This window comes from Nocardia brasiliensis (assembly GCF_042691675.1).
Taxonomy (GTDB): Bacteria; Actinomycetota; Actinomycetes; order Mycobacteriales; family Mycobacteriaceae; genus Nocardia; species Nocardia brasiliensis_D.
The window spans coordinates 6,900,894-6,921,278 of sequence record NZ_CP170507.1 but is presented as its reverse complement, the minus strand read 5'-3'; the positions used below and the strand labels follow the sequence as shown (position 1 = coordinate 6,921,278).

Below are 20,385 nucleotides of genomic sequence, written 5' to 3'. Positions count from 1 at the left end.
CGCGGCCTTCTCAGACGTGGAGTTCCGGCGGGAATCCGGTCCACCGCAGGTCCGGCGGTAGGTGGCCGGTGTCGTTGAAGAACAGCACGGAATCGGGTCTGCCGGGTGCGTAGCGGATCACGGTGAGTGCGGCGTTGGCGTGGTTGATGCCGAGCCAGCGCCACTTCGGTGCGTCCAGCGCGGCCCGCACCAGCCAGCCGATGAGGAAGGCGTGCGTGACGACCAGCTCGTGCCGGGGAGTGTCGCCCGCGACCGGGCCGGTGAACTGTTCGATGGCGGCTCGCGCGAGCTCCGGACCACGCGTGCGGCCCTCGGTGGGGAACTGGGTGAGGAAGCCGAGGATGTCGTCCGCCGATTCCGCGGGCAGTTCATCCCGCCGTGGCAGGTAGGGGAGGTAGTCACCGGCGGTCTCCGCTTCGTGCAGGGACACACCGTCCAAGCGCTCGCCGATCAGCCGCGCCGTCTGCGCCACCCTGGGCAGCGGTCCGTGATGGATGACCGCGAGCGGGCTGGCCCGCAGCCGCTCACCGAGCAGCCAGGCCTGGCTGCGACCCCGGTCGCTCAGCGCGCTCTCGTCCTGGGTTGCCTCGCCGTGCCGGGCGAGATAGAGGTAGCGGGTGGCCGTTCCGGACATCAGGCCAGCATCTTCTCCATCAGAACGACGTGGGTCGTGCCGTGGAACTGGGGCGGCAGTGGTGCCTCCCGCAGCTCGGTGAAACCGTGTGCGGCGTAGTACTTCCGGAGCACCTGGTTGTCGGCGGCGGTGTCCAGCCGTTGCCGGGTAATGCCGTTGGCGAGGGTGTAGTCGGCGCAGAACTGGATGATCCGCCCGCCGAGATCGCGGCCCCGATATTCCGGTGCGACCATGAGTCCGTGGATGTAGCCGGCGTCGGTGTCGTCGTCCGCGCCCCAGAATTCCGGGTCCCGCCAGACGACGCGAACCGCGGCGATCAGCGCTCCGGCTTCGCGCCACACGAACCATTCGCCGCGCGCCGCTTCCTCGGCGACGGTCGCGGCAGGGTACTCGCCGGGCACCCACTGCCCGATGCCGTTGTCGACCATCCATTGGGCCAGCCGATTACGCAGGTGGGCGATGTCTTCGGCGTCGTCTGGAGTGGCAACGATCATGGGGGCCGATTCCGGCATGCTGATTCCTTTCGCGCAGGTCCGCTGGGTCACGCCGAGCGCTGCGGCGTACGGCATCCCTTTGTTCTACCGGTTGGGGGTGGCGGGGGTGAGGTCGATGCCCGCCGGTGGGCGTAGTCGGCGCAGTGTTCCGTCCATGCCCGTGACGTACAACGCCCAGCCGTCACCGTCGCGCGCGATGCGGACCGAGGTGGTCCCGTCCGGTGGATTGCGCATCGGACCGGGTTTGATCAGGCCGCTGATGATGGCGCAGGTGGCGCCGGTCGCGGTGTTCACCTGGTTGATGGAGCCGAATGCGTGGTCGGCGACGTACAGGGTGTCCGCGCGGGTGGCCTCCATATCGTCGGGCAGCGAGATCAGGTTCGGGATTTCGGAGACGACGACCGGGTTCTCGGGGGCGTCCAGTGGGATGCGGAAGATTCGCAGGGTCATGTTGTCGGCGTAGATGGACTGTCCGCCGGGCGCCAGCGCGATGCCGTTGGACAGCGGGAGATTCGACCAGGTCCGGGTGTACTCGCCGGTGGACGGCCGGTAGCGGGCGATCCCGGTGGGCGGTCCGTTGGTGCCGATGGTGGTGAACAGCAGATCGCCGTCGGGCAGCAAGAGCAGGCCGTTCGGGCCGTTCAATCCGGTGAGCAGGACCGTCACCGCGCCGGTTGCGATCTCGTACCGCCGCAGCGTGCCGGGCGCTTCCAGCAACCCGTCCCCGGTGAGGAAGTAGACGTATGGACCGGCGACCCGCACACCCGCCGGATGATCCAGGCCGGTCACCAGCTTCTCGAATCGACCTGCGCTGTCGACATGGGCAAGGAACCCGTCGATGATGCCGGTGACATAGAACCCGCCGTGGCCGTCGGAGTCGAGGTTCTCCAGATTGCCGACCCCCTCGACCAGCGTGGTCGCTGCCCAGCCCTCGGCGCACATCGACGGAAGAGTCCCCGCACTCGCCATCGGTGCGGCAGCGGCAATGCCCGCCGCAATCGCCACGGTGAGCAGCACCGCCCGAATTCGATCACTCCCCGTCCCTATTGCCATGTGCGCCAACCTAACAGGGCCTCATCGGCCAGGCCGCTCGATGATTTCGCCACGGTGCGCGATAGCCGCAGGTCAAGGCTTCGACCTCGGGAAACCGGGTTCGGTTTATCCACATGTGGAGTACTCGAGAGTCGAGCGGGGAATTCTGCCGACGTACCGGTAGCGCCGCGGGCGCGCACTCGTAGGATGGGCCGGGTGACTCTCCCCGATGCATTCGCGGCCGTGGCGACCGACACCGATCCTGGTGCGGACGCCGGATCCGTTGCGGCGCAAGAGGTTCTACGCCGGGTATTCGGCTACGACAGCTTCCGCGGTGACCAGCGGGAAATCGTGGAGCACGTGGTCGCCGGTGGCGACGCCTTGGTGCTCATGCCGACCGGCGGCGGCAAGTCACTGTGCTACCAGGTGCCCGCGCTGGTGCGGCCCGGCGTCGGGGTGGTGATCTCGCCACTGATCGCGCTGATGCAGAACCAGGTGGACGCGCTCAGCGCGCTCGGGGTACGTGCCGGATTTTTGAATTCGACCCAGTTCCCGGACGAGCGTCGCGCCGTGGAGGCGCAGTTCGTGGCGGGGGAGTTGGACCTGCTGTACCTGGCGCCGGAGCGACTGCGGTTGGAATCGACGGCGCAGCTGTTCGATCGCGGCAAGGTCGGCCTGTTCGCGATCGATGAGGCGCACTGTGTTTCGCAGTGGGGCCACGATTTCCGGCCCGACTATCTGGCGCTGTCCATGCTGCACGAGCGCTGGCCCGACGTGCCGCGCATCGCGCTGACCGCGACCGCGACCGCGAAGACCAGCGACGAGATCGTCCAGCGCCTCGACCTCGGGTCGGCCCGCCGGTTCGTGGCGAGTTTCGATCGACCCAATATCCAGTACCGCATCGAGCCGAAGAACAAGCCGGATCGCCAGCTGCTGGAGTTCATCCGGACCGAGCACGCCGGCGACGCGGGCATCGTCTATTGCCTGTCCCGCAATTCGGTGGAGAAGACCGCCGCGTTCCTCACCGAGAACGGTGTCAGCGCCGTGCCGTACCACGCGGGCCTGGACAACCGCACCCGTGCCGAGAACCAGACCCGGTTTCTCCGCGAGGACGGCCTGGTCGTGGTCGCGACGATTGCCTTCGGCATGGGTATCGACAAGCCGGACGTGCGTTTCGTCGCCCACCTCGATCTGCCGAAATCCGTGGAGGGCTACTACCAGGAGACCGGCCGGGCGGGCCGCGACGGGCAACCCTCGACGGCGTGGATGGTTTACGGCCTCAACGACGTTGTGCAGCAACGCAAGATGATCGACGCCTCGGACGGCGACGCCGCGCATCGTCGCCAGTTGCAGCTGCACCTGGACGCCATGCTGGCGCTGTGCGAGACGGTGACCTGTCGTCGGGTGCAGTTGCTCAACTACTTCGATCAGCCCGGGCAGCCGTGCGGCAACTGCGATACCTGCCTCACCCCGCCGGAATCCTGGGACGGCACCGTCCCGGCACAGAAACTGCTGTCCACGGTGCTGCGGCTGAAACGCGAACGCGGCCAGAGCTTCGGCGCGGGTCACATCGTCGACATCCTGCTCGGCAAGAAGAACCCCAAGGTGCTGCAACACGATCACCACGAGCTGAAGGTGTTCGGGATCGGCACCGATCTGCGTGATATCGAATGGCGCGGCGTGGTCCGGCAATTGCTGGCCGGCGGGCTACTCGCGGTGCACGGCGACTACGGGGTGCTGACCCTCACCGACGCGAGCAACGAGGTGCTGTTCGAAGGGCGCCAGGTGCTGCTGCGCCGTGAGATCGAGCGTGCGCCCAAACCGGCGCGAACCGCCAAGGCGAGCAAGTCCCCAGCGGCCGATTTGGCGCCCGCGGACGTTCCCGTGTTCGAGAAGCTGCGGGAATGGCGGGCGGCGACCTCGAAGGAGCAGGGCGTTCCCGCGTATGTCGTCTTCCACGACGCCACCCTGCGCGAGATCGTGGCCCGCAAGCCGACCAGCCTGGCCGATCTCGGCACGGTCAACGGCGTCGGCGAGAACAAGCTGGCCAAGTACGGCGAACAGGTGCTGGAGGTCCTGGCCGGAGAGTGACATTCTGCACGCTCCGGCCGATCGGTCGGACTGCTGGACTCATTCGTCGTGCTGCATGAAAGTTACTGTGCGGCAGCAGCTTTCGCTTGCACTGCGCCGAGCTGACCTATGCGAACATGCTAATGGGAAATCGCGCGGTAACCAGGCGGTTGCCCACTGTGCCCTTTTTGTTCAGATGACCTCGTAAAGCTCCGAACATCCCATGTATCTACGAACAACGGAGTTTTCGCCCATGCCCCCTGTCTCGTCGCGTTCCATGCCCCGCCGGTTCCGTGCGGGCGCCGTCCTGGGCGCCGCCGTTCTCGTCGGGGCACTGGCCGCCTGCGGATCCGCCGACTCCACGAAGCAGGGCAACGGTGATTTCCTCACCCCCAACGCCAAAGGCACGGTCAGCGAGAACGGTGGTGCTCGGCGGACCACCGGCGACCGGACCGACGCCCTGCGCGCCTCGCTCAACGGCAACCAGGCCAAGAACGTCATCCTGCTGATCGGCGACGGCATGGGCGACTCCGAAATCACGGTGGCGCGCAACGTCGCCGAGGGCGCGGGCGGCTACTTCAAGGGCATCGACGCACTGCCGCTCACCGGCTCCTACACCCACTACTCGCTGGACAAGGCGACCGGAAAGCCGGACTACGTCACCGATTCCGCGGCCAGCGGCAGCGCCTGGGCGACCGGAACCAAGACCTACAACGGCGCGATCGGGGTGAACCTGGCCGGCGCACCGCAAACCAACCTTGTGGAAATCGCGAAGGCGAACGGCAAGGCCACCGGCAACGTCACCACCGCCGAAATCCAGGACGCCACCCCGGCGGTGCTCGGCGCGCATGTCACCGACCGCAAGTGTTACGGCCCGGAGGAGACGGCACTGAAGTGCCCGACCAACGCGCTGGAGAAGGGCGGACTCGGCTCGATCAGCGAGCAGCTGCTCGGCACCCGCGCCGATGTCACCCTCGGCGGCGGCGCGAAGAGCTTCGACCAGAAGGCGACCGCCGGTCAGTGGCAGGGCCAGACCCTGCGCGACCAGGCCAAGGCGCGTGGCTACACCGTTGTCGCCGACAAGGCGGGCCTCGACGGCGTCACCAAGGCAGACCAGGATGCGCCGGTGCTCGGCCTGTTCTCGCCCGGCAACATGCCGGTCCGCTGGACCGGTGACCTCGCCGTGCCGCACGGCCTGAACCTGCCCGCGCAGACCTGTCGCCCCAACCCCGAGCGGGCCGCCACTCAGCCCGACCTGGCGAGCATGACCCGTAAGGCGATCGACCTGCTGAAGCCGCGCAAGGACGGTTTCTTCTTGCAGGTCGAGGGCGCCTCGATCGACAAGCAGGACCACAGCGCCAACCCGTGCGGTCAGGTCGGTGAGACCGTGGATCTCGACGAGGCGGTCCAGGCCGCGCTCGAATTCGCCAAGAGCGACGGCAACACCCTCGTGATCGTCACCGCCGACCACGCACACAGCAGCCAGATCGTCCCGCTCGATACCAAGTCCGCGTCGCTGACCAGCAAGGTCGTCACCAAGGACGGTGCCGAGATGGGTGTCTCTTACGGCAATGCCGAAGTGGGCGGCTCGCAGGAGCACACCGGCACCCAGCTGCGCGTCGCCGCGTACGGCCCGCGCGCCGCGAACGTCGTCGGCCTCACCGATCAGACGGACCTCTTCTTCACCATGTCCGACGCACTCGGTCTGGACCGGAACAAGAAGCCGGTCGCCGCAGCGAAGTAGTTCCTAGCTGGCAAGGCCCCGCCCGGCGTCGCCATCTCGCACCCGATGGGCGAAGATGGTTGCCGGGCGGGGATACCGGACTGCGGAGGACATCACATGCGTGACAACAGCTTTGGCCGCCGGGGATTTCTGGCCGGAGCGGCCGGCGTCGCGGCCGGTGCCTCGCTCGTCGGGCTGTCGCCCGCCCAGGCAGTGCCGGTCGCCGACGGTGTGACCAAGTTCGACTTCCCCACCGGGCGCCGCCTGCGGGTACTGGTGACCGGCGACGCGGGCACCGGAACGCGAACCCAGTGGGCGGTCGCCGACGCCATGCGTGAATTCCATCGCCACGAACCGGTGTCGCTGGCGCTCGGGCTCGGCGACAACATCTATGAGAGCGGCCCGAACAGCGGCACCGACGCCCAGTTCGCCACGAAATTCGAAAACCCCAACGCCGGACTGGATTTTCCCTGGTTGATGGTGCTCGGCAACCATGACACCAGCTCCGTTCTCCCCGGTGACGGCGGCTGGCTGTTACGTGGCAACCACGAGGTCGAATACCACGCCAACTCGCCACGCTGGTGGATGCCGAGCCGGTACTACTCGGTGCCTCTTCCCGCGCAGAACCCCGTGGTCGAGTTCTTCGTCCTGGACCTCAACCCGCTCGCCGCCTATATTCCGCCGGTCTTTTCGCCGTACTGGGCGGTCGACGGGCAGTTCATGAACGAGCAGCGCGCCTGGCTGGATCGCGCCATCGCCGAGTCGACAGCCACCTGGAAGATCGTCTGCACCCACCACCCGTACCTCAACAACGGTCCGCACGGTGACGCCGGACGCTACGAGGGCCTGCCCATCGAACCCATCAACGGCATCCACGTGAAGCGGTTCTTCGAAGACCACGTGATCGGCAAGTGCCAGTTCATCCTGTCCGGGCACGACCATTCCCTCCAGGTGTTGGAGCCGACCATCGAATCCAAGGGCACCAGGCAGATCGTGTCCGGCGCGGCCGCCAAGACCGTCGGCGCCGAACCCGAGATCGCGCCCCGAGCCGGACACAAGGCGCTGTTCGAGAGCTACCACCAGCTGGGCTTCATGGTGATGGACCTCACCGCCACCACCGTGGACCTGCGCGTGTGCACCGTCGATGTACCGACCGGCGCCGCCACCGAGGCGTTCACCCGACGTCTCGCCTGAATACCAACTGCATTGCGGCGCGTGGGAATTGCGACGTGTCGCCGCCGTGCGGGCTACCGTGCTGGCTATGGCTACCGGTGATGATCCGGACGAGGTGTCCGGCGGTTCCCAAGGCTCCGAGGCTCCGGACGCGCCGCCGAACGTCACCAGAGGGACCGATCCGTCCGTGGAAAGTGTCTGGCTGCGGCATCGCCCGCCGCCACACCGCGGCCTGCCCCGGTTGTCCACCGTGTTGCTCACCGTCACCTTCATTGCGCTGCTCATACTCTGGGTCGTCCTGCGCCCTGGCGGCTAGTCCCGCGGGTGCCGCGCCACGACCTGGGAATAATCCGGTTGCCGCGTCACTTAAGGTTGATCGTTATGAAGGAACAGGGGCGCAAGGTCATCGCGACCAACCGCCGGGCGCGGCACAACTACACGATCCTGGACACCTACGAGGCCGGGATCGCGCTGGTCGGCACCGAGGTCAAGAGCCTGCGCGAAGGCAAGGCCTCGCTGGTGGACGCCTTCGCGACGGTCGACAACGGTGAGGTGTGGCTGCGCGGGCTGCACATCCCGGAATTCAGCCACGGCACCTGGACCAACCATTCGCCGCGCCGGGTGCGGAAGTTGTTGCTGCACAAGCGCGAGATCGACCGACTTGTCGGCAAGTCCCGCGAGGGCAACCAGACGTTGGTGCCGCTGTCCATGTACTTCCTGGACGGCAAGGTGAAGGTCGAACTGGCCCTCGCCAAGGGCAAGCAGGACTACGACAAGCGTCAGGATCTGGCGAAGCGCACCGCTGAGCGCGAGGTCACCCGTGAGCTAGGGCGGCGCATCAAAGGCATGCGTTGACGGCAGTCGTCCTCGCGCTGGTAGCCGCCCTCGGCTACGGCGTCAGCGACTTCTTCGGCGGTGTCGCGGCCCGAAAGGTGACCGCGCTGCGGGTCGTCATCTACTCCTATCCGTTCTCGGTCGCACTGGTGCTGCTGCTCCTGCCGTTCGTCGACGGGACGCCCGACGCCGCATCGATGGGCTGGGGCTTGGCGGCGGGCGTTGCCAGCGGTGTCGCCGTCTGGTGGTTCTATGCCGCGCTCGCCAGCGGTCCGATGGCGGTGGTGTCACCGCTGACCGCGGTGCTGGTGGCGGGCATTCCGGTGCTGATGGGTTTGGTGATCGGGGAGCGGCCCGGGCCGCTCGCCTTCACCGGTATCGCGTTCGCATTGGTCGCCGTGCTGCTGGTCAGCCGGGAATCGCCGGACGAGGTCACCGAGGAGATCACCGGTGGGCGCGAGCTGCGCTTCACCAAGAAGGTCGCCCTGCTGACCGTCGGATCCGGCGTGGCATTCGGCTTCATGTTCGTCTTCCTGCACGAAACCGCCGCTTCCGCCGGACTGTGGCCCTTGCTCGCGCAGCGCGCCGCCGCCACCGGGGTGGTCTGGGTGATCGCACTCTCGGCCGGACAGTTCCAGCGGTTGCGCGGCGAACCGCTGCGGCTGGCGTTCTACATCAGCGTGCTCGATGTGATCGGCAACGCGAGCCTGTTGTACGCGTTCCACGGATCCATGCTCTCGCTGGTCAGCGTGATCGGCTCGCTGTACCCCGCCGCCACCGTGCTACTGGCGATGGTGCTGCTCGGTGAGCGGGTCGGCCGCCAGCAGCAAGTCGGCATGGTGCTCGCGCTGGTCTCCGTCGGTTTGATCGCCGCAGCCTGAGTGCGGGCGATCACACCCGCCGACACCCACCGAATAATGGGAAGAACCGGGCGCTGGCCGGTGTTAATATGAACAGCCCGGCAAGGTGTCGGGACGTACGGGGCTGAACGGTTTCGACTGCGTACGTAGATTCAGGGGAAGCGTGTCGGTGCAGGCAAGAGACCACCGTAAGCGTCATTGCAACCAATTAAGCGCCGATTCCAATCAGCGCGAGTACGCCCTCGCTGCCTAAGTAGCAGGTCGTCTCTGTCAGTCCGGGTTCGTCCCTCGACCCGGGTACTGGCATCAGCTAGAGGGACTTACCGTCCGAGCCGGTCGCGGACTAGGGCGGAACATCAAACAGCGACTGGGATCGTCATCTGAGCTAGTTCGCGAGACTCAGAGATCCGAGTAGAGGCACAGCGAACTGCACACGGAGAAGCCCTGGAGACGCGGCGGAGGACCCGGGTTCGATTCCCGGCAGCTCCACTTCACTCGTGCAAGGCCCATGCTCATGGGGAGCATGGGCCTTGCTCGTTTCGTCGTGTCTTATGGGGGCGCAGCCCCCACGCCCCGCCCGGCGGGCTTCGCCCCCGGACCCCCTCCGCGGGTTCGCCAGTCCGGATGCTGTGCCCCCGGACTCCTCGCCGGTTCGCCAGTCCGGATGCGCCGCCCCCGGACCCCCTCCGCGGGTTCGACTACCCGGAAGCCGCGCCCCGACCCCCCGCCGGTTCGCCAGTCCCGATGCCGCGCCCCCGGATCCCCTCGCCGGTCGGCCGATTTAGAAGCCGCAGCCCCCGGACCCCTAGTCCCGCTCGACGCGGACGGTGGCGCGGGCGGTGATGGGTTGCTGGAATTCGGTGAACAGTTTCGCCACCAGTTCGCCTCGGCTGGTGACGCCGACCTTGTCGAAGATCGCCTTCACGTGGTCGCGCACGGTGTGGGGGGACAGGTGGAGCTGTGCGGCGATATCCGCGGTTGGCAAGCCACGTGCGATGAGTTCGATGACGTCGAGCTCGCGGCGGGTCAATTCGTAGGCGGCGATCACGAGGGCGGCGACCTCGGAGGGTTTGGCGGGTTCGATGACCAGCGCGATCGAACTGCCGCGGCCGTCGGCGGCGCGCAGGCACGACGCGTGGCAGACCAGCCAGTGCCCGGTGGTGGCGCGGATGCGGATGCGGGTGCTGCCGCCGGTGAGTCGGGCGCGGCCGGCCGTGCTGAGAATCCATACCGGCAGCGGCAGTTCGATGCCGAGCGGTGTGCTGGTGGATGGGCCGGGCGGCATCTGGTCGAGCAGGTGCCGGGCTTCGTCATTGAGCGACACCAGGTTTCCGTCCGCGTCGAACAGCAACATGCCGGGTGCCCGGGCAGTGTCCTCCGGAGTCGGCGTGGTCGAGGGCTGGACGAAGGACCGCAGCCGCTGGGCGAGGGGTGCGGACAGTGCTGTGACGAGAGCGATATCAGTTGCGTCGAATTCGGAGCGCCCGCGCTCACGGAAGAGACTGAGCTGACCCCAGGGTTGACCGTCGACGCGGAAGACGGCGCGTAGTTCGTCCTCGAAACCTCGGGGGCGCATGAAATTCCGGTAGAGCGGGCTGCGGGCCGGGCGGCCCTCGGTCACCGCGCGCAGGCCCGCGACCGGCACTCGAGCGCGCGCCAGGTCGCTGAAGAGATTGACGTGTTCAGCGAGCATTTCGGATTCCCAATAGGTTCCGCAGCCACCCTCGTGCAGGTTCTCCACTCGCACCGGGGCGGTAGTCAATCCATTGCTCGGATCGGTGGCCACCCACACCGCGGCGTCGAACGGCGCGATGCGGCGCAGGCGAGTGGAGGCGTCCGCGAACAGGGTGTGCGGGTCCGGTGCGTCCGCGATGTCTTTCAGCAGTGCCTCGACCGCATTGCGGGTCGGAGTGGTCATGATGGCGATCCTGCTGGGTTCACCGGGCATCCGCCATCCCTCATATGAAGGGGAACCGGGCGCCCGCGCAGAAATTCCCCTCATTCGGGGGATAGGACGGGGAGCCGAAGCCGATGACGCTGGTCAACGCACCAGACGGTGCTCGAAAGGAGTAGTGCCATGCGTATCGGAATCGTCGGGGCCGGAGCGGCCGGAGTCGGACTGCTCGACGCACTCGCGGCGACGGGCGGAAAGCCGGGAACCATTACTGTTTTCGATGGCTCGCCCGCTGTGTGGCGAGGTCGGCCGTATCAGCCGGATATCGAGGCGGTGCGGGTGAATGCGCCGCCGATGATCATGTCGATTCGCGCCGGGGACCCGACGCACTACCAGCGGTGGTTGGCGTCACGTACAGACGTAGCGGGGTATCGCGACGAAGCGCTGGGGCAGATACTGGTGCCGCGTGCGCGCTACGGCGAATATCTCGAGGACACGGCGCGAGCCGCCATCGGTGAATTACGTAGGGCCGGCTGGCGGGTGAGTATCGTCAACGCCCGCGTCACCGGGTTCACGCGGGGCGGATACGCGGAGTATGACGGCGCGCACTCGGTCGACGGCGCGGTGCTGCACACCGAGGACGGAGGCCGCGTGCCGGTGGATCGCGCGGTACTGGCGGTCGGGAACGGCCGCCCCCGCGACCATTATGGTCTGACCGGCGCACCCGGCTATGTCAACGAGCCCTACCCCCTGGCGCACACACTCGCCGACATCGCGCCGGGGGCGCATGTGGGGTTGATCGGTAGTGGGTTGACCGCGGTCGATATCGCTGCCGCATTGGCGGCAAACGGGCACACCGGCCCGATCAGTTTCGTATCCCGCAGTGGGATATTGCCATTCGTGCAAAAGCGCCCGGTCCGACTGGAGCTGCGACATCTCACACCCGATGCGATCCTCGCCGCGGCGACTGACGGGGGTCTCACCTTCGACCATCTCGTCGCCCTGATGCGCGCCGAACTCACCGACCTGGGTCAAGACTTCGACACCTTCGCCGCTGAAATCCTGGCCACCGAATCCGAACCACCCGTCAACCGGCTGCGACGGCAACTGGCGGAGGTCGATTCCCCGCATCATGGATCGCGACTACTCGCCATGGCCATTCGCGTGGTCGGACCGCTGGCCTGGCCGCTGCTGTCCGAATCCGATCGAATCCGATTGCGGGAGCGGCACTTTCGCACCATCAACAGCCTCAGCTCGCCGATGGTGCCGCACAACGCGAAGATCCTAATGCGCCTGCTGGATTCGGGACAACTACGGCTGCGGCCCGGGGTGACGAAGATCGAGGCGCGACCGAGTGGCGGCTTCACGATTGTCGGCGAGACCGACTGGGCTGCCGATGTGGTCGTCAATGCCGTCAACCCGCCCGCGTACACGACGCCAACCGACGCCGGACCGCTGGTGAGCGCGCTGCTGGCAGCCGGTGCCGCCGAACTCCATTCGAGGGGTGGCCTGGCTGTCGACCGCGACACCCGAGCCCCACTGGTGCGCGGTCGCTCGGACCCGACGTGGCATGTGTTGGGCAATCTGGCCGCCGATTCCATGTTCATCGCCACCAACCCGCCCGGCCTGGCCACCGAGGCCAAGCGGTTGGCACACATCCTGTCGGAGACGTAAGGCCTGCCGAACGGCTGCCGACGCTGCCATCACACAGTTTCTCCCGCGAGAACCCAACGCACAGCTGGGTTCTCGCCCGCCTCGGAGATCCTTTACGAGCCGATGGCGACGCCGAACTCCACCTCGATGAGTTCGAACATGAGGTTCCAGGACTTCCATTCCGTATTCGTGTGCACGGCGAGTGTGTGCCGGTCACCGGGGTCGGTCACCGCGAAGAACCAGGAGCCCCAGAAGCTGCCGCCGACGCCGCGCAACGTCCGGCCGTCGGTGGCCGCTTTATCGAACTCGAACAGGCCGAGACCGTAACGGGCATGCGGCATCCAGTGACCACCCTCGGTGGAGACCGTGGTCCACATCTGACGATGCTGGTCCGGCGGCAGCAGGCTGCCGGTGGCCAGCGCGTCGATGAACCGGACCATCTCGCCGGTGGTCGAAATGACGTTGCCTGCCGAAAACCCGCCTGAGGTCTTGAACTCGGTGACGTCGAGCGGCTCGAGGCCGGGATCTTCCATCATCGACTCCCAGTTCTCCGGGGTCATCGCGGACGGGTCCGCGCCTTCCTTGAAAAACAGGGTCGAGTACGCCCTCGGGTGCGGTTCGGGGTATCCGGTGTGTTCCGTGGGGCGCACGTAGGTGCGGGTCAGGCCGAGCGGCTGGACGACTCGGCGGTCGACCTCCGCGGCGTAGCTGTTGCCGGTGACTTTCTCGATGATCGCCCCGGCGATGAAGAAGCCGCCGTTGGAGTACGCGAAGCGCTCGCCCGGCGCACCGATCGGCGGCTGCGAAACCGCGAGCCGCAGTAGCTCTTCGGTGGTGAACTCGTCGAGGCGGTGCTCGTCGAAGGACGACCGCGTCGCGTAGCGGTGGCTCAATTCCGGTGCGAGCCCGGTGACGAAAAGACCGCTGGTGTTGCTGAGCAGGTGCCTGATGGTGATCGTGTTGCCGTCGTAGCCGTTGACATTCAGTACGCCGGGGAGCCACTTCTCGACGGTGTCGTCGATGCTCAGGACGCCCTGGGCTTCGAGGGCCAGCAGCGTGGCGGCTGTGAATGCCTTACCGGCGCTGCCGGTGTGCACGTGCTCCCCCGGCTTACGCGGGGCGCCGGTCGTGCGGTCGGCCACGCCCGCGGAGCCGAACCAGGTCTGTTCACCGTGCGCGACCTCGGCGACGATGCCGGGCACGTGGTATTTGGCCACCGCGCCGTCCAGTACCTGCTGAATATCGTTGTGGGTCATGTCGATTCGTCCTTGCTCTGGGAAAATCTTTCTGACATGACAAAAGTAACGTTGCGTTCAGAGATCTTTCAATCAAACGTTTCCGCAAACGCACACGTATTCGCTGCTGAGACAGTATATTTCGTTGCGCGATGGATGTCGCCTAATGCAACGCTCCCGTTGCATTAGGCTGTTGCCGAGTCCGACAGCTGAGGAAACCTATGCCCGGTGCAAGATTGACCGAACAGGATCGGCGACAGATCGCCATCGGCCTGCGCGCCGGATTGACCTACGCCGCGATTGGCCGCAGGCTCGGGCGACCGACCTCGACCGTCACCCGCGAGGTGATGCGCAACGGCGGCCCGAACCGCTATCGCGCCGAGCAGGCCCACCGGGCAAGCACCCGATACCGGCGTAAGCGCCGCGACGCTGCACCGACGCCGGAGACCGGGAGCGTCGAGGTTGGCGGTCGCGACCCACGGGTCGTGGAGCAGGTCGCCGCGCAGAGCACGGACCTGCTCATCGAAGCAGGGCTGCCGCGCATGACGGCCCGGGTGCTGGCCGCGCTCTTCACCACGGACAGCGGCAGCCTCACCTCGGCCGAACTCGTGCGCCGCCTGCACGTCAGCCCGGCCTCGATCTCCAAGGCGGTGGGGTACCTGGAGGGGCAGGTGCTCCTGCGGCGCGAACGTGACCCACGAGGCCGCGCGGACCGCTACGTCATCGATAATGACCTGTGGTACCAGACCATCATTGCCAGCTCGCGCGTGGATATTCGGATCGCCGCCGCCTGTATGGAAGGTGCACAGCGTCTCGGCGCCACCACGCCCGCCGGGGCCCGGCTGGCGAATATGGCCCAGTTCCTCCTCCGCGTCAGCGAGGACTTGGTCCGCTCCGTCGAGCACTGGCGCCAGGTCTACGCCCTCGGCTCGGCTGCCAAGACCGGCGACGACCCGACCACCCGCTGAATGCCGGTTCGCACTCGGTATCCGACGGCTTCGCCGGAGAACCCGTCGGCTGCAACGGCGCTCCCCATCTCCTCGGTCGCGTCTGCCTCGGCCTGTTCAGCACAGCACGGAGAACCCATGTCGGCGGACAGCCGATTTTTCGTGGCACAGAGTGCACGCGGCTCCGAACTGACGGGCGGTGGCCTCGGGCCTTGCTACGGCCGAGTCTCCCGCAGCGGCAACATGGTGGACGGATGCGCGAGCGCCGAGTGCGGACCGGCATCGGTCTAGAAAGTACAGTCGAGGCGACTGACTTCGGACCTTGGAGGGGCGGCGCGGATGCTGGCCGATCAACTTGTCGCTGAGTTCGGCAACGTCGATACGACGGCGCTTTGTGACGCCGACAAGGCGATGCGGGTGCTGGACAACGGGATTCGGTTGCGGTCGGCGGCGGGCAGGATTGTGGGGCCCGCGTTTACTGTTCGGTGTCGCGACGACTTCTTCGCGGTACTGCGCGCCATCGAGAGTGCTGCGCCCGGCGATGTGATCGTCGTAGACGGTGGTGGGAGGGAAATCGCTTTCGCTGGTGAGCTGTTCGCTCGTGGCGCACTGGTCCGGCAGTTGGGCGGCATCATTGTCGATGGTGGGTATCGCGACATCGGGTTCGTCCGGAGCTGCGAGCTGCCGATCTACAGTCGATTCGTTACGCCGATGGCGGGCACCACATCCCAGCTCGGTGAACTTCAGATTCCGGTAACCTGCGGTGGCGTCGAGGTGGTTCCCGGTGACCTGATCCTGGCCGACGAGGAAGGCATCATCGTCGTCGATCCGGATCGGATCGAGGCGCTGCTCGATGCCGCCGCGAGCATCAAGGAAGCCGAAGCCGAAGTCATCGCGCGGCTGGACGAGGGCGCGACATTGAGCGACGGACTCAACGTCGACGCCCACGCCGCGGCCCTGCGCGCCGGCGAACCCTCGTCACTGCGGTTCCTGACCTAGGTGATCACACAACCCGGGGCCGATCTCTCGAATGACTTGGACAAGCAGATCGGCCTCGGGCTCGGTGATGCGCCAATTCACGAAGGTCGGGCGCAGGGCGGTCATGCCTCGGTACGTGGTGGTGCCGACGTAGACCCGTCCGTCGGTAAGGATCGCTTCCCCGAGCCGGGCATTGAGGGCGTTCAACGCTGCTTCCGGAACGCCCGGCGGGCGGTAACGGAAGCAGGTGACGCACAACTGCACCGGTGCCAGCAGCTCGAAGTCGGCTGCTTCGTCGACGACGCGACCGAGGTGGGCGGCCACGTCGAGGTGACGTTCGACCATCTCCCGATAGCCCGCCCGGCCGTAGGCACGCAACGTCGCCCAGATGGGGAATGCCCGTGCGCGGCGCGAGGATTCGGGCCCGTGCATGTTGTAGCTGATCTGCTCGTCATCGAGCGTCGGTAGGTAGGCGGCACCCCAGCCGCCGAATGCCTTGCCCAGCAACGCGTTGTCCTTGACGAACGAGAACCCGCTCTCCTGCGGCACATTCAGCCATTTGTGCCCGTCGGCGGTGATCGAGTCCGCCCGCTCGACGCCGCGGGCGAGGTGCGCCGTGCGCGGCGACAGTGCCGCGAAAAGTCCGAACGCTCCGTCGACGTGCAGCCATGCGCGGTATTCCGCGGCCAGGTCGGCCAGGTCGCTGAGGGGGTCGGAGTTGCCGGTATTCACCTCGCCGAGGTTGCCGACGAGCACCGCGGGCGCACCATCGAGTGCGACCAGCGCCTGCTCCAATGCGGCAAGGTCGATCTGCCCGGCGTCGTCGCGGACGAAGGTGCGCACCGTGTCTCGGCCGCAGCCGAGTATCTGCAATGCCTTGCGGGTGCTGGCGTGCACCAGTCCACTGGTCAGCACCGGCATCTGCGGCAATCCCGCCAAACCGTCGGAGACCACGTCCACCCCGTGCCGGTCGGCCCACCAGTAACGGGCCGCCGCCAGCCCGGTCAGATTCGCGAAAGTGGCACTGGGCGTGAGTACCCCGCCGAACTCCGGCGGCAGACCGAAGAGATCCTTGAGCCACCCGAGCACGACGGTCTCGACGCGCGACGCCAGCGGGGAGGTGACCCACAGCCCCGAGTTCTGGTCCAGCAGTGTGGTAATCCAGTCCCCGGCCATCGCCGCCGGTGTCGCCCCACCCACCACGAGATGGAAGAACCGGGGCCCGGACGTGTGCACCGCGGCCTGCGTCCCGACCGCGAGCAATTCCTCGACCGCAGCCAGCGTGCCGCCGCCCTGCTCGGGCAGCGGACCGGCGAGGTCGTCGATGAGTGGATCGTAGGTGGCGTCGTGCACCAGCCGCTCCGGCAAACTGTCCAGATACGGCCCCGCCGCCTGCTGCACCAGTGCCAACGCGTGCGCCGCGACTTCTTGTTCTTTGAGCGGATCGGCCATGCTTCACACCGAACCCCGCGCTGGCCGCCTTTGTAAATAGCCAGTCGACCAACATGATTGGCGAGGAGCTCAGGAATCGCGCCTAGCAGGCTTCGATCAGGCCGATGCCGCGGTGGCTCCGAACATGCTCTGGCACCTCACTCCAGCGGCCCCGCCGCCATCGATGTCCGAACTTGCCCGCCGAACCTGCAGCGATCCGTCGACGGTCACCTTCATTATCGACAAGCTGGAGAAACGCGGCACCGTCGAGTGGCTACCCGGACCGGACGACACACGCGTGAAAGTGGTCGCGCTCACCGCGGTGGGCATAGCGCAACGCGAAAAGCTGGTCGACGCCATGACCCGGCACCTGCCGCTGAGCCGACTCTCCACCAGGGAACAACGCCAGCTGCATCGCCTCCTGTCCAAAGCCACCTCCAACGCCTGACCGGCACTGAGAGGCATTAGCTATCAATGCATTTCGCCACCCCCGTGCCCGAGCTCGACGAGAATGTCTCTGGCGCTTGGAATTAAGAAACCACCGCTAACCTGAACCCATGATCACGCTCAAGAAAGAAGACGGCGCCGCGGATCTCGCAGGCGTCACCAAACTGAGTGTCGGGGTGAGCTGGGATCCTTCGGCGGGGGCGAGCGGCGGCGCACTGGGCTGGGCCCGCCGCAAGCGCGGCGTCGACCTGGACCTGATCGCCATCCTGATGCAGGGCGCCGAGCCGGTCCGCTTCGCCGGGCTCGACTCGCTGGACCCGCTGGGTAACGGCTCCGTCCTGCACAGCGGTGACGAGCAGACCGGCGCTGCCACCGGCGACGACGAGACCGTCCACGTCACCTTCGCCGATGTGCCCGGCGGCATCGACGCGATCGTGTTCGTCGCCGCCGCCTTCAAGAAGGGCTCGTCCTTCGAAAAAGCGAACAACATCAGTTTCAAGGTCTACGACGCGAGCGGCGGCACCAGCCAGCAGGTCGCCGACATCTGGCCGTCGCTGCTCGGCGCGGACAACGCCAACGCCGTGGCCCGCGCCTTCCGCTCCGGCTCCGCCTGGCAGCTGGAAGTCCTGAACCGCAAGGGCAAGATCAAGCAGGGCGACAAGCAGGCACTGCTCCGCTTCGCCGTCGCGTAGTCGTAGGGCAGCTGGCGTAGCCGCTGAACCAGCGGCTACGCCGTTCATCTGACCTGAGGGCCGCGCGGTGGATCGGGCGGCCACCCAGGACGTTTCGGTAGGCTTCCGGTGACGGCTCGATCGATGCGACGACGTGTTGTTCCGAGGGGGATACATGAGCGGTGTGGGCGTGCGTGGCTGGTGGCGAGCAGGGGCGGTGGCGCTCGCCGCGGTGATGATCGCGGCATGCGGGCACGAGGCGGCACCGGACGATCCGTTCCAGTGGCTGGAGGAACTCGACAGTCCACGAGCCAAAGCGTGGGTCGCCGCGGAGAACGACAAGACGCTCCGCGTGCTGGAGCAGGATCCTCGGTACGCCGAGAATCTGGCCGCGGCCAAGGAACTCGGCAACGCGCCCGATCGCATCCCCATGCCGAGGTTCTTGCACGGCGCGATCGAGAACTTCTGGCAGGGTCCCGACCACCCGCGCGGCATCTGGCGTACCACCTCCGTCGCCGATTACGAGTCGCCACAACCGAATTGGTCCACCCTGCTGGACCTGGACGCGCTGGCGGAAGCGGAGCAGAAGAACTGGGTCTGGAAGGGCGTCGACTGCGATCCGGTCACTCGGAAGCGGTGCCTGGTCTCCCTGTCGGAAGGCGGCGAGGACGCCCTGACGCTGCGCGAATTCGACATGGCCACCAAGGAATTCGTGACCGACGGGTTCGTGCTTCCGCGCAGTAAGCAGAGCGTCGCCTGGGTGGACGACAACACGTTGCTGGTCTCGCGGGAGTGGCAGTCGGGGGAGATGACGACCTCGGGTTACCCGTTCATCGTCAAGCAGCTGCGGCGCGGCCAACCCCTCACGGACGCAGTGGAAATCGCTCGTGGTGACAAGGCGGACGGCCTCGGCACGCAACCGCTGCTGCTGGACGACGGGAACGCGCTCAGGCTGAACGTCGTCCAGCGCGGCCCCTCCTTCTTCGAACGTCAATTCAGCCTGCTCACCGGGTCCGGCACGGCTCGGCTGGAGTTGCCGCCGAAGTCGGATCTGGCGGGTCTCGTCGGCAATCACCTCTTGGTATCGCTGCGGCAGGACTGGACCACCGAGGGCGCGACATTCCCTGCCGGATCACTGGTTTCGCTGAACGCCGACGAGGTGATCAAGAATCCGCAACGGCTGCGCGCCACCCCGATCTATTTGCCCGGCCCCACGGAGACCCTGGAGGGGGTGTTGACGACCCGCGACCGGATCGTCGTCACCTCCCTGAATGACGTCCGTGGACGCGCCACCGTCTACACCCCGCGGCCGGACGGTTCCTGGTCGGGCGCGCCGGTGCCGTTGCCGGACAACGCCACTATCGACACCGTGGACGCCGATCCGCAGGGTAGCGTCGCCTACCTGTCGGTCACTTCGTTTCTGGAGCCGACCACCCTCTGGAGCCTGGACACCGGCACCGGCCGGGTGCAACCGGTGAAAACCACACCGCCACGGTTCGATTCGTCCCGGTACGTGGTCGAGCAATACAAGGCGGCATCACCCGACGGCACCCGGGTGCCGTACTTCATCGTGCACGCCGCGGACATGAAACTCGACGGCACCACCCCGACCATCCTGCATGCCTACGGCGGCTTCGGCCTGTCCCAAACGCCCAGCTACGACGGCCTGCTCGGGAGGCGCTGGCTGGAGCGCGGCGGCGCTTTCGTCGTGGCGAATATTCGCGGAGGCGGCGAATTCGGCCCGGCCTGGCACGAGGCCGCGCTCACTACCAACCGGCAACGCGCCTTCGACGATTTCGCGGCTGTCGGTCAGGATCTGATCGCTCGCAACATCACCACGCCGCAGCGTCTCGGCATCATCGGCGGCTCGAACGGCGGCCTGCTGATGGGCGTCGAACTCACCCAACACCCCGAGTTGTGGAACGCGGTCGGTATCCGGGTGCCGTTGCTCGACATGATGCGCTACGAGCAGATCGCCGCGGGTGCGTCCTGGGTCGGGGAGTACGGCACCGTCGCGGACCCCGCACAGCGCGCCTTCCTCGAATCCATTTCGCCCTACCGGCAATTGCGGTCGGGAGTGCCGTACCCGGAACCGTTCATCTGGACTACCACCAAGGACGACCGCGTCGGTCCGCAGCACGCCCGCAAGTTCGCGGCTCGTCTAGCCGAGCTCGGCACCCCGTATCTCTTCTACGAGGCCGACCAAGGCGGCCACGGATCGGGTACCAATATCGACGAAAAGGCCCGTACCAGCGCCCTCGAATACACTTACTTCATGCGCAGACTCATGTGAGGATCGGGCAACCGGC

18 protein-coding genes and 1 other RNA gene are annotated in these 20,385 nt (G+C 66.8%); 13 read left to right on the top strand and 6 right to left on the bottom strand.

Going from position 1 to position 20,385, the window contains the following annotated elements; all coding sequences use genetic code 11:
* Positions 1-10 precede the first annotated feature (10 nt).
* Genes ACFK0J_RS31780 through ACFK0J_RS31770 form a run of 3 tightly spaced genes read right to left on the bottom strand, consistent with a single transcriptional unit; the run spans position 11 to position 2,181 of the window.
* Positions 11-634, bottom strand: coding sequence for a histidine phosphatase family protein (locus ACFK0J_RS31780; RefSeq protein WP_378733407.1), 624 nt, complete (start codon positions 632-634; stop codon positions 11-13).
* The gene (locus tag ACFK0J_RS31775) at positions 634-1,203 is read right to left on the bottom strand and encodes a GNAT family N-acetyltransferase (protein WP_378733406.1); all 570 of its coding nucleotides are present in this window, start codon (positions 1,201-1,203) and stop codon (positions 634-636) included. Before ACFK0J_RS31775 ends, ACFK0J_RS31780 begins: the two co-directional genes overlap by 1 nt.
* Positions 1,204-1,212: 9 nt before the next feature.
* Entirely contained in the window at positions 1,213-2,181 is a 969-nt protein-coding gene (locus ACFK0J_RS31770; RefSeq protein ID WP_378733404.1) for an SMP-30/gluconolactonase/LRE family protein, read from the bottom strand.
* Positions 2,182-2,376: 195 nt separating this feature from the next.
* On the opposite strand from ACFK0J_RS31770, the gene recQ reads away from it, so the two are divergent.
* From recQ to ssrA, 7 genes are all read left to right on the top strand, one after another.
* Positions 2,377-4,251 (top strand): DNA helicase RecQ, encoded by a 1,875-nt coding sequence (gene recQ, locus ACFK0J_RS31765; protein WP_378733402.1) that lies wholly within the window; start codon positions 2,377-2,379, stop codon positions 4,249-4,251.
* Between the two features lie 232 nt (positions 4,252-4,483).
* Complete coding sequence (gene phoA, locus ACFK0J_RS31760; RefSeq protein WP_378733401.1) at positions 4,484-5,974, top strand: alkaline phosphatase; 1,491 nt, start codon at positions 4,484-4,486, stop codon at positions 5,972-5,974.
* A gap of 96 nt (positions 5,975-6,070) precedes the next feature.
* Entirely contained in the window at positions 6,071-7,147 is a 1,077-nt protein-coding gene (locus ACFK0J_RS31755; protein WP_378733400.1) for a metallophosphoesterase, read from the top strand.
* Between the two features lie 67 nt (positions 7,148-7,214).
* Positions 7,215-7,442 carry a hypothetical protein gene (locus ACFK0J_RS31750; protein ID WP_378733399.1) on the top strand — a complete coding sequence of 76 codons (228 nt, stop codon included), beginning with the start codon at positions 7,215-7,217 and terminating at the stop codon, positions 7,440-7,442.
* Positions 7,443-7,507: 65 nt separating this feature from the next.
* Entirely contained in the window at positions 7,508-7,981 is a 474-nt protein-coding gene (smpB, locus tag ACFK0J_RS31745; RefSeq protein WP_218471040.1) for an SsrA-binding protein SmpB, read from the top strand.
* Positions 7,978-8,841: an EamA family transporter gene (locus ACFK0J_RS31740; RefSeq protein WP_378733397.1), complete on the top strand. Its 864-nt coding sequence runs from the start codon at positions 7,978-7,980 to the stop codon at positions 8,839-8,841. Before smpB ends, ACFK0J_RS31740 begins: the two co-directional genes overlap by 4 nt.
* A gap of 99 nt (positions 8,842-8,940) precedes the next feature.
* Positions 8,941-9,312, top strand: a transfer-messenger RNA (tmRNA) gene (gene ssrA, locus ACFK0J_RS31735).
* A gap of 313 nt (positions 9,313-9,625) precedes the next feature.
* Here the strand turns inward: ssrA and ACFK0J_RS31730 are convergent.
* Positions 9,626-10,738 (bottom strand): response regulator transcription factor, encoded by a 1,113-nt coding sequence (locus tag ACFK0J_RS31730; RefSeq protein ID WP_378733396.1) that lies wholly within the window; start codon positions 10,736-10,738, stop codon positions 9,626-9,628.
* A gap of 159 nt (positions 10,739-10,897) precedes the next feature.
* Here ACFK0J_RS31730 and ACFK0J_RS31725 point away from each other — a divergent pair, with 159 nt between their 5' ends.
* On the top strand, positions 10,898-12,388 hold the full coding sequence (locus tag ACFK0J_RS31725) for an FAD/NAD(P)-binding protein (protein ID WP_378733395.1): 1,491 nt from the start codon (positions 10,898-10,900) through the stop codon (positions 12,386-12,388).
* Between the two features lie 92 nt (positions 12,389-12,480).
* Here the strand turns inward: ACFK0J_RS31725 and ACFK0J_RS31720 are convergent, their stop codons facing one another.
* Entirely contained in the window at positions 12,481-13,623 is a 1,143-nt protein-coding gene (locus ACFK0J_RS31720; protein WP_378733394.1) for a serine hydrolase domain-containing protein, read from the bottom strand.
* A gap of 200 nt (positions 13,624-13,823) precedes the next feature.
* On the opposite strand from ACFK0J_RS31720, the gene ACFK0J_RS31715 reads away from it, so the two are divergent.
* The gene (locus ACFK0J_RS31715) at positions 13,824-14,570 is read left to right on the top strand and encodes a helix-turn-helix domain-containing protein (protein ID WP_378733393.1); all 747 of its coding nucleotides are present in this window, start codon (positions 13,824-13,826) and stop codon (positions 14,568-14,570) included.
* 318 nt (positions 14,571-14,888) lie between these two features.
* The gene (locus ACFK0J_RS31710; protein WP_378733392.1) at positions 14,889-15,548 is read left to right on the top strand and encodes an RraA family protein; all 660 of its coding nucleotides are present in this window, start codon (positions 14,889-14,891) and stop codon (positions 15,546-15,548) included.
* Here the strand turns inward: ACFK0J_RS31710 and ACFK0J_RS31705 are convergent.
* Positions 15,528-16,979 (bottom strand): pyridoxal phosphate-dependent decarboxylase family protein, encoded by a 1,452-nt coding sequence (locus ACFK0J_RS31705; protein WP_378733391.1) that lies wholly within the window; start codon positions 16,977-16,979, stop codon positions 15,528-15,530. The two genes, ACFK0J_RS31710 and ACFK0J_RS31705, sit on opposite strands and share 21 nt — an antisense overlap.
* A 163-nt stretch (positions 16,980-17,142) precedes the next feature.
* Here ACFK0J_RS31705 and ACFK0J_RS31700 point away from each other — a divergent pair, with 163 nt between their 5' ends.
* The 3 genes from ACFK0J_RS31700 to ACFK0J_RS31690 all read left to right on the top strand — a co-directional run bounded on the left by ACFK0J_RS31700 (position 17,143) and on the right by ACFK0J_RS31690 (position 20,369).
* Complete coding sequence (locus ACFK0J_RS31700) at positions 17,143-17,406, top strand: MarR family winged helix-turn-helix transcriptional regulator (protein WP_378733390.1); 264 nt, start codon at positions 17,143-17,145, stop codon at positions 17,404-17,406.
* Between the two features lie 109 nt (positions 17,407-17,515).
* Entirely contained in the window at positions 17,516-18,097 is a 582-nt protein-coding gene (locus ACFK0J_RS31695; RefSeq protein ID WP_218471030.1) for a TerD family protein, read from the top strand.
* Between the two features lie 154 nt (positions 18,098-18,251).
* Positions 18,252-20,369 carry a prolyl oligopeptidase family protein gene (locus ACFK0J_RS31690; protein ID WP_378733389.1) on the top strand — a complete coding sequence of 706 codons (2,118 nt, stop codon included), beginning with the start codon at positions 18,252-18,254 and terminating at the stop codon, positions 20,367-20,369.
* The last annotated feature ends 16 nt before the right edge of the window (positions 20,370-20,385 follow it).

Coding starts and splice junctions, on each gene's coding strand:
- ACFK0J_RS31770 (WP_378733404.1), bottom strand. CDS start 2,181: ATGGCAATAGGGACGGGGAGTGATCGAATTCGGGCGGTGCTGCTCACC.
- ACFK0J_RS31730 (WP_378733396.1), bottom strand. CDS start 10,738: ATGACCACTCCGACCCGCAATGCGGTCGAGGCACTGCTGAAAGACATC.
- phoA (WP_378733401.1), top strand. CDS start 4,484: ATGCCCCCTGTCTCGTCGCGTTCCATGCCCCGCCGGTTCCGTGCGGGC.
- smpB (WP_218471040.1), top strand. CDS start 7,508: ATGAAGGAACAGGGGCGCAAGGTCATCGCGACCAACCGCCGGGCGCGG.
- ACFK0J_RS31710 (WP_378733392.1), top strand. CDS start 14,889: ATGCTGGCCGATCAACTTGTCGCTGAGTTCGGCAACGTCGATACGACG.
- ACFK0J_RS31775 (WP_378733406.1), bottom strand. CDS start 1,203: ATGCCGTACGCCGCAGCGCTCGGCGTGACCCAGCGGACCTGCGCGAAA.
- ACFK0J_RS31780 (WP_378733407.1), bottom strand. CDS start 634: ATGTCCGGAACGGCCACCCGCTACCTCTATCTCGCCCGGCACGGCGAG.
- ACFK0J_RS31700 (WP_378733390.1), top strand. CDS start 17,143: ATGTCCGAACTTGCCCGCCGAACCTGCAGCGATCCGTCGACGGTCACC.
- ACFK0J_RS31695 (WP_218471030.1), top strand. CDS start 17,516: ATGATCACGCTCAAGAAAGAAGACGGCGCCGCGGATCTCGCAGGCGTC.
- ACFK0J_RS31715 (WP_378733393.1), top strand. CDS start 13,824: ATGCCCGGTGCAAGATTGACCGAACAGGATCGGCGACAGATCGCCATC.
- ACFK0J_RS31725 (WP_378733395.1), top strand. CDS start 10,898: ATGCGTATCGGAATCGTCGGGGCCGGAGCGGCCGGAGTCGGACTGCTC.
- ACFK0J_RS31705 (WP_378733391.1), bottom strand. CDS start 16,979: ATGGCCGATCCGCTCAAAGAACAAGAAGTCGCGGCGCACGCGTTGGCA.
- ACFK0J_RS31750 (WP_378733399.1), top strand. CDS start 7,215: ATGGCTACCGGTGATGATCCGGACGAGGTGTCCGGCGGTTCCCAAGGC.
- ACFK0J_RS31720 (WP_378733394.1), bottom strand. CDS start 13,623: ATGACCCACAACGATATTCAGCAGGTACTGGACGGCGCGGTGGCCAAA.
- ACFK0J_RS31690 (WP_378733389.1), top strand. CDS start 18,252: ATGAGCGGTGTGGGCGTGCGTGGCTGGTGGCGAGCAGGGGCGGTGGCG.
- ACFK0J_RS31755 (WP_378733400.1), top strand. CDS start 6,071: ATGCGTGACAACAGCTTTGGCCGCCGGGGATTTCTGGCCGGAGCGGCC.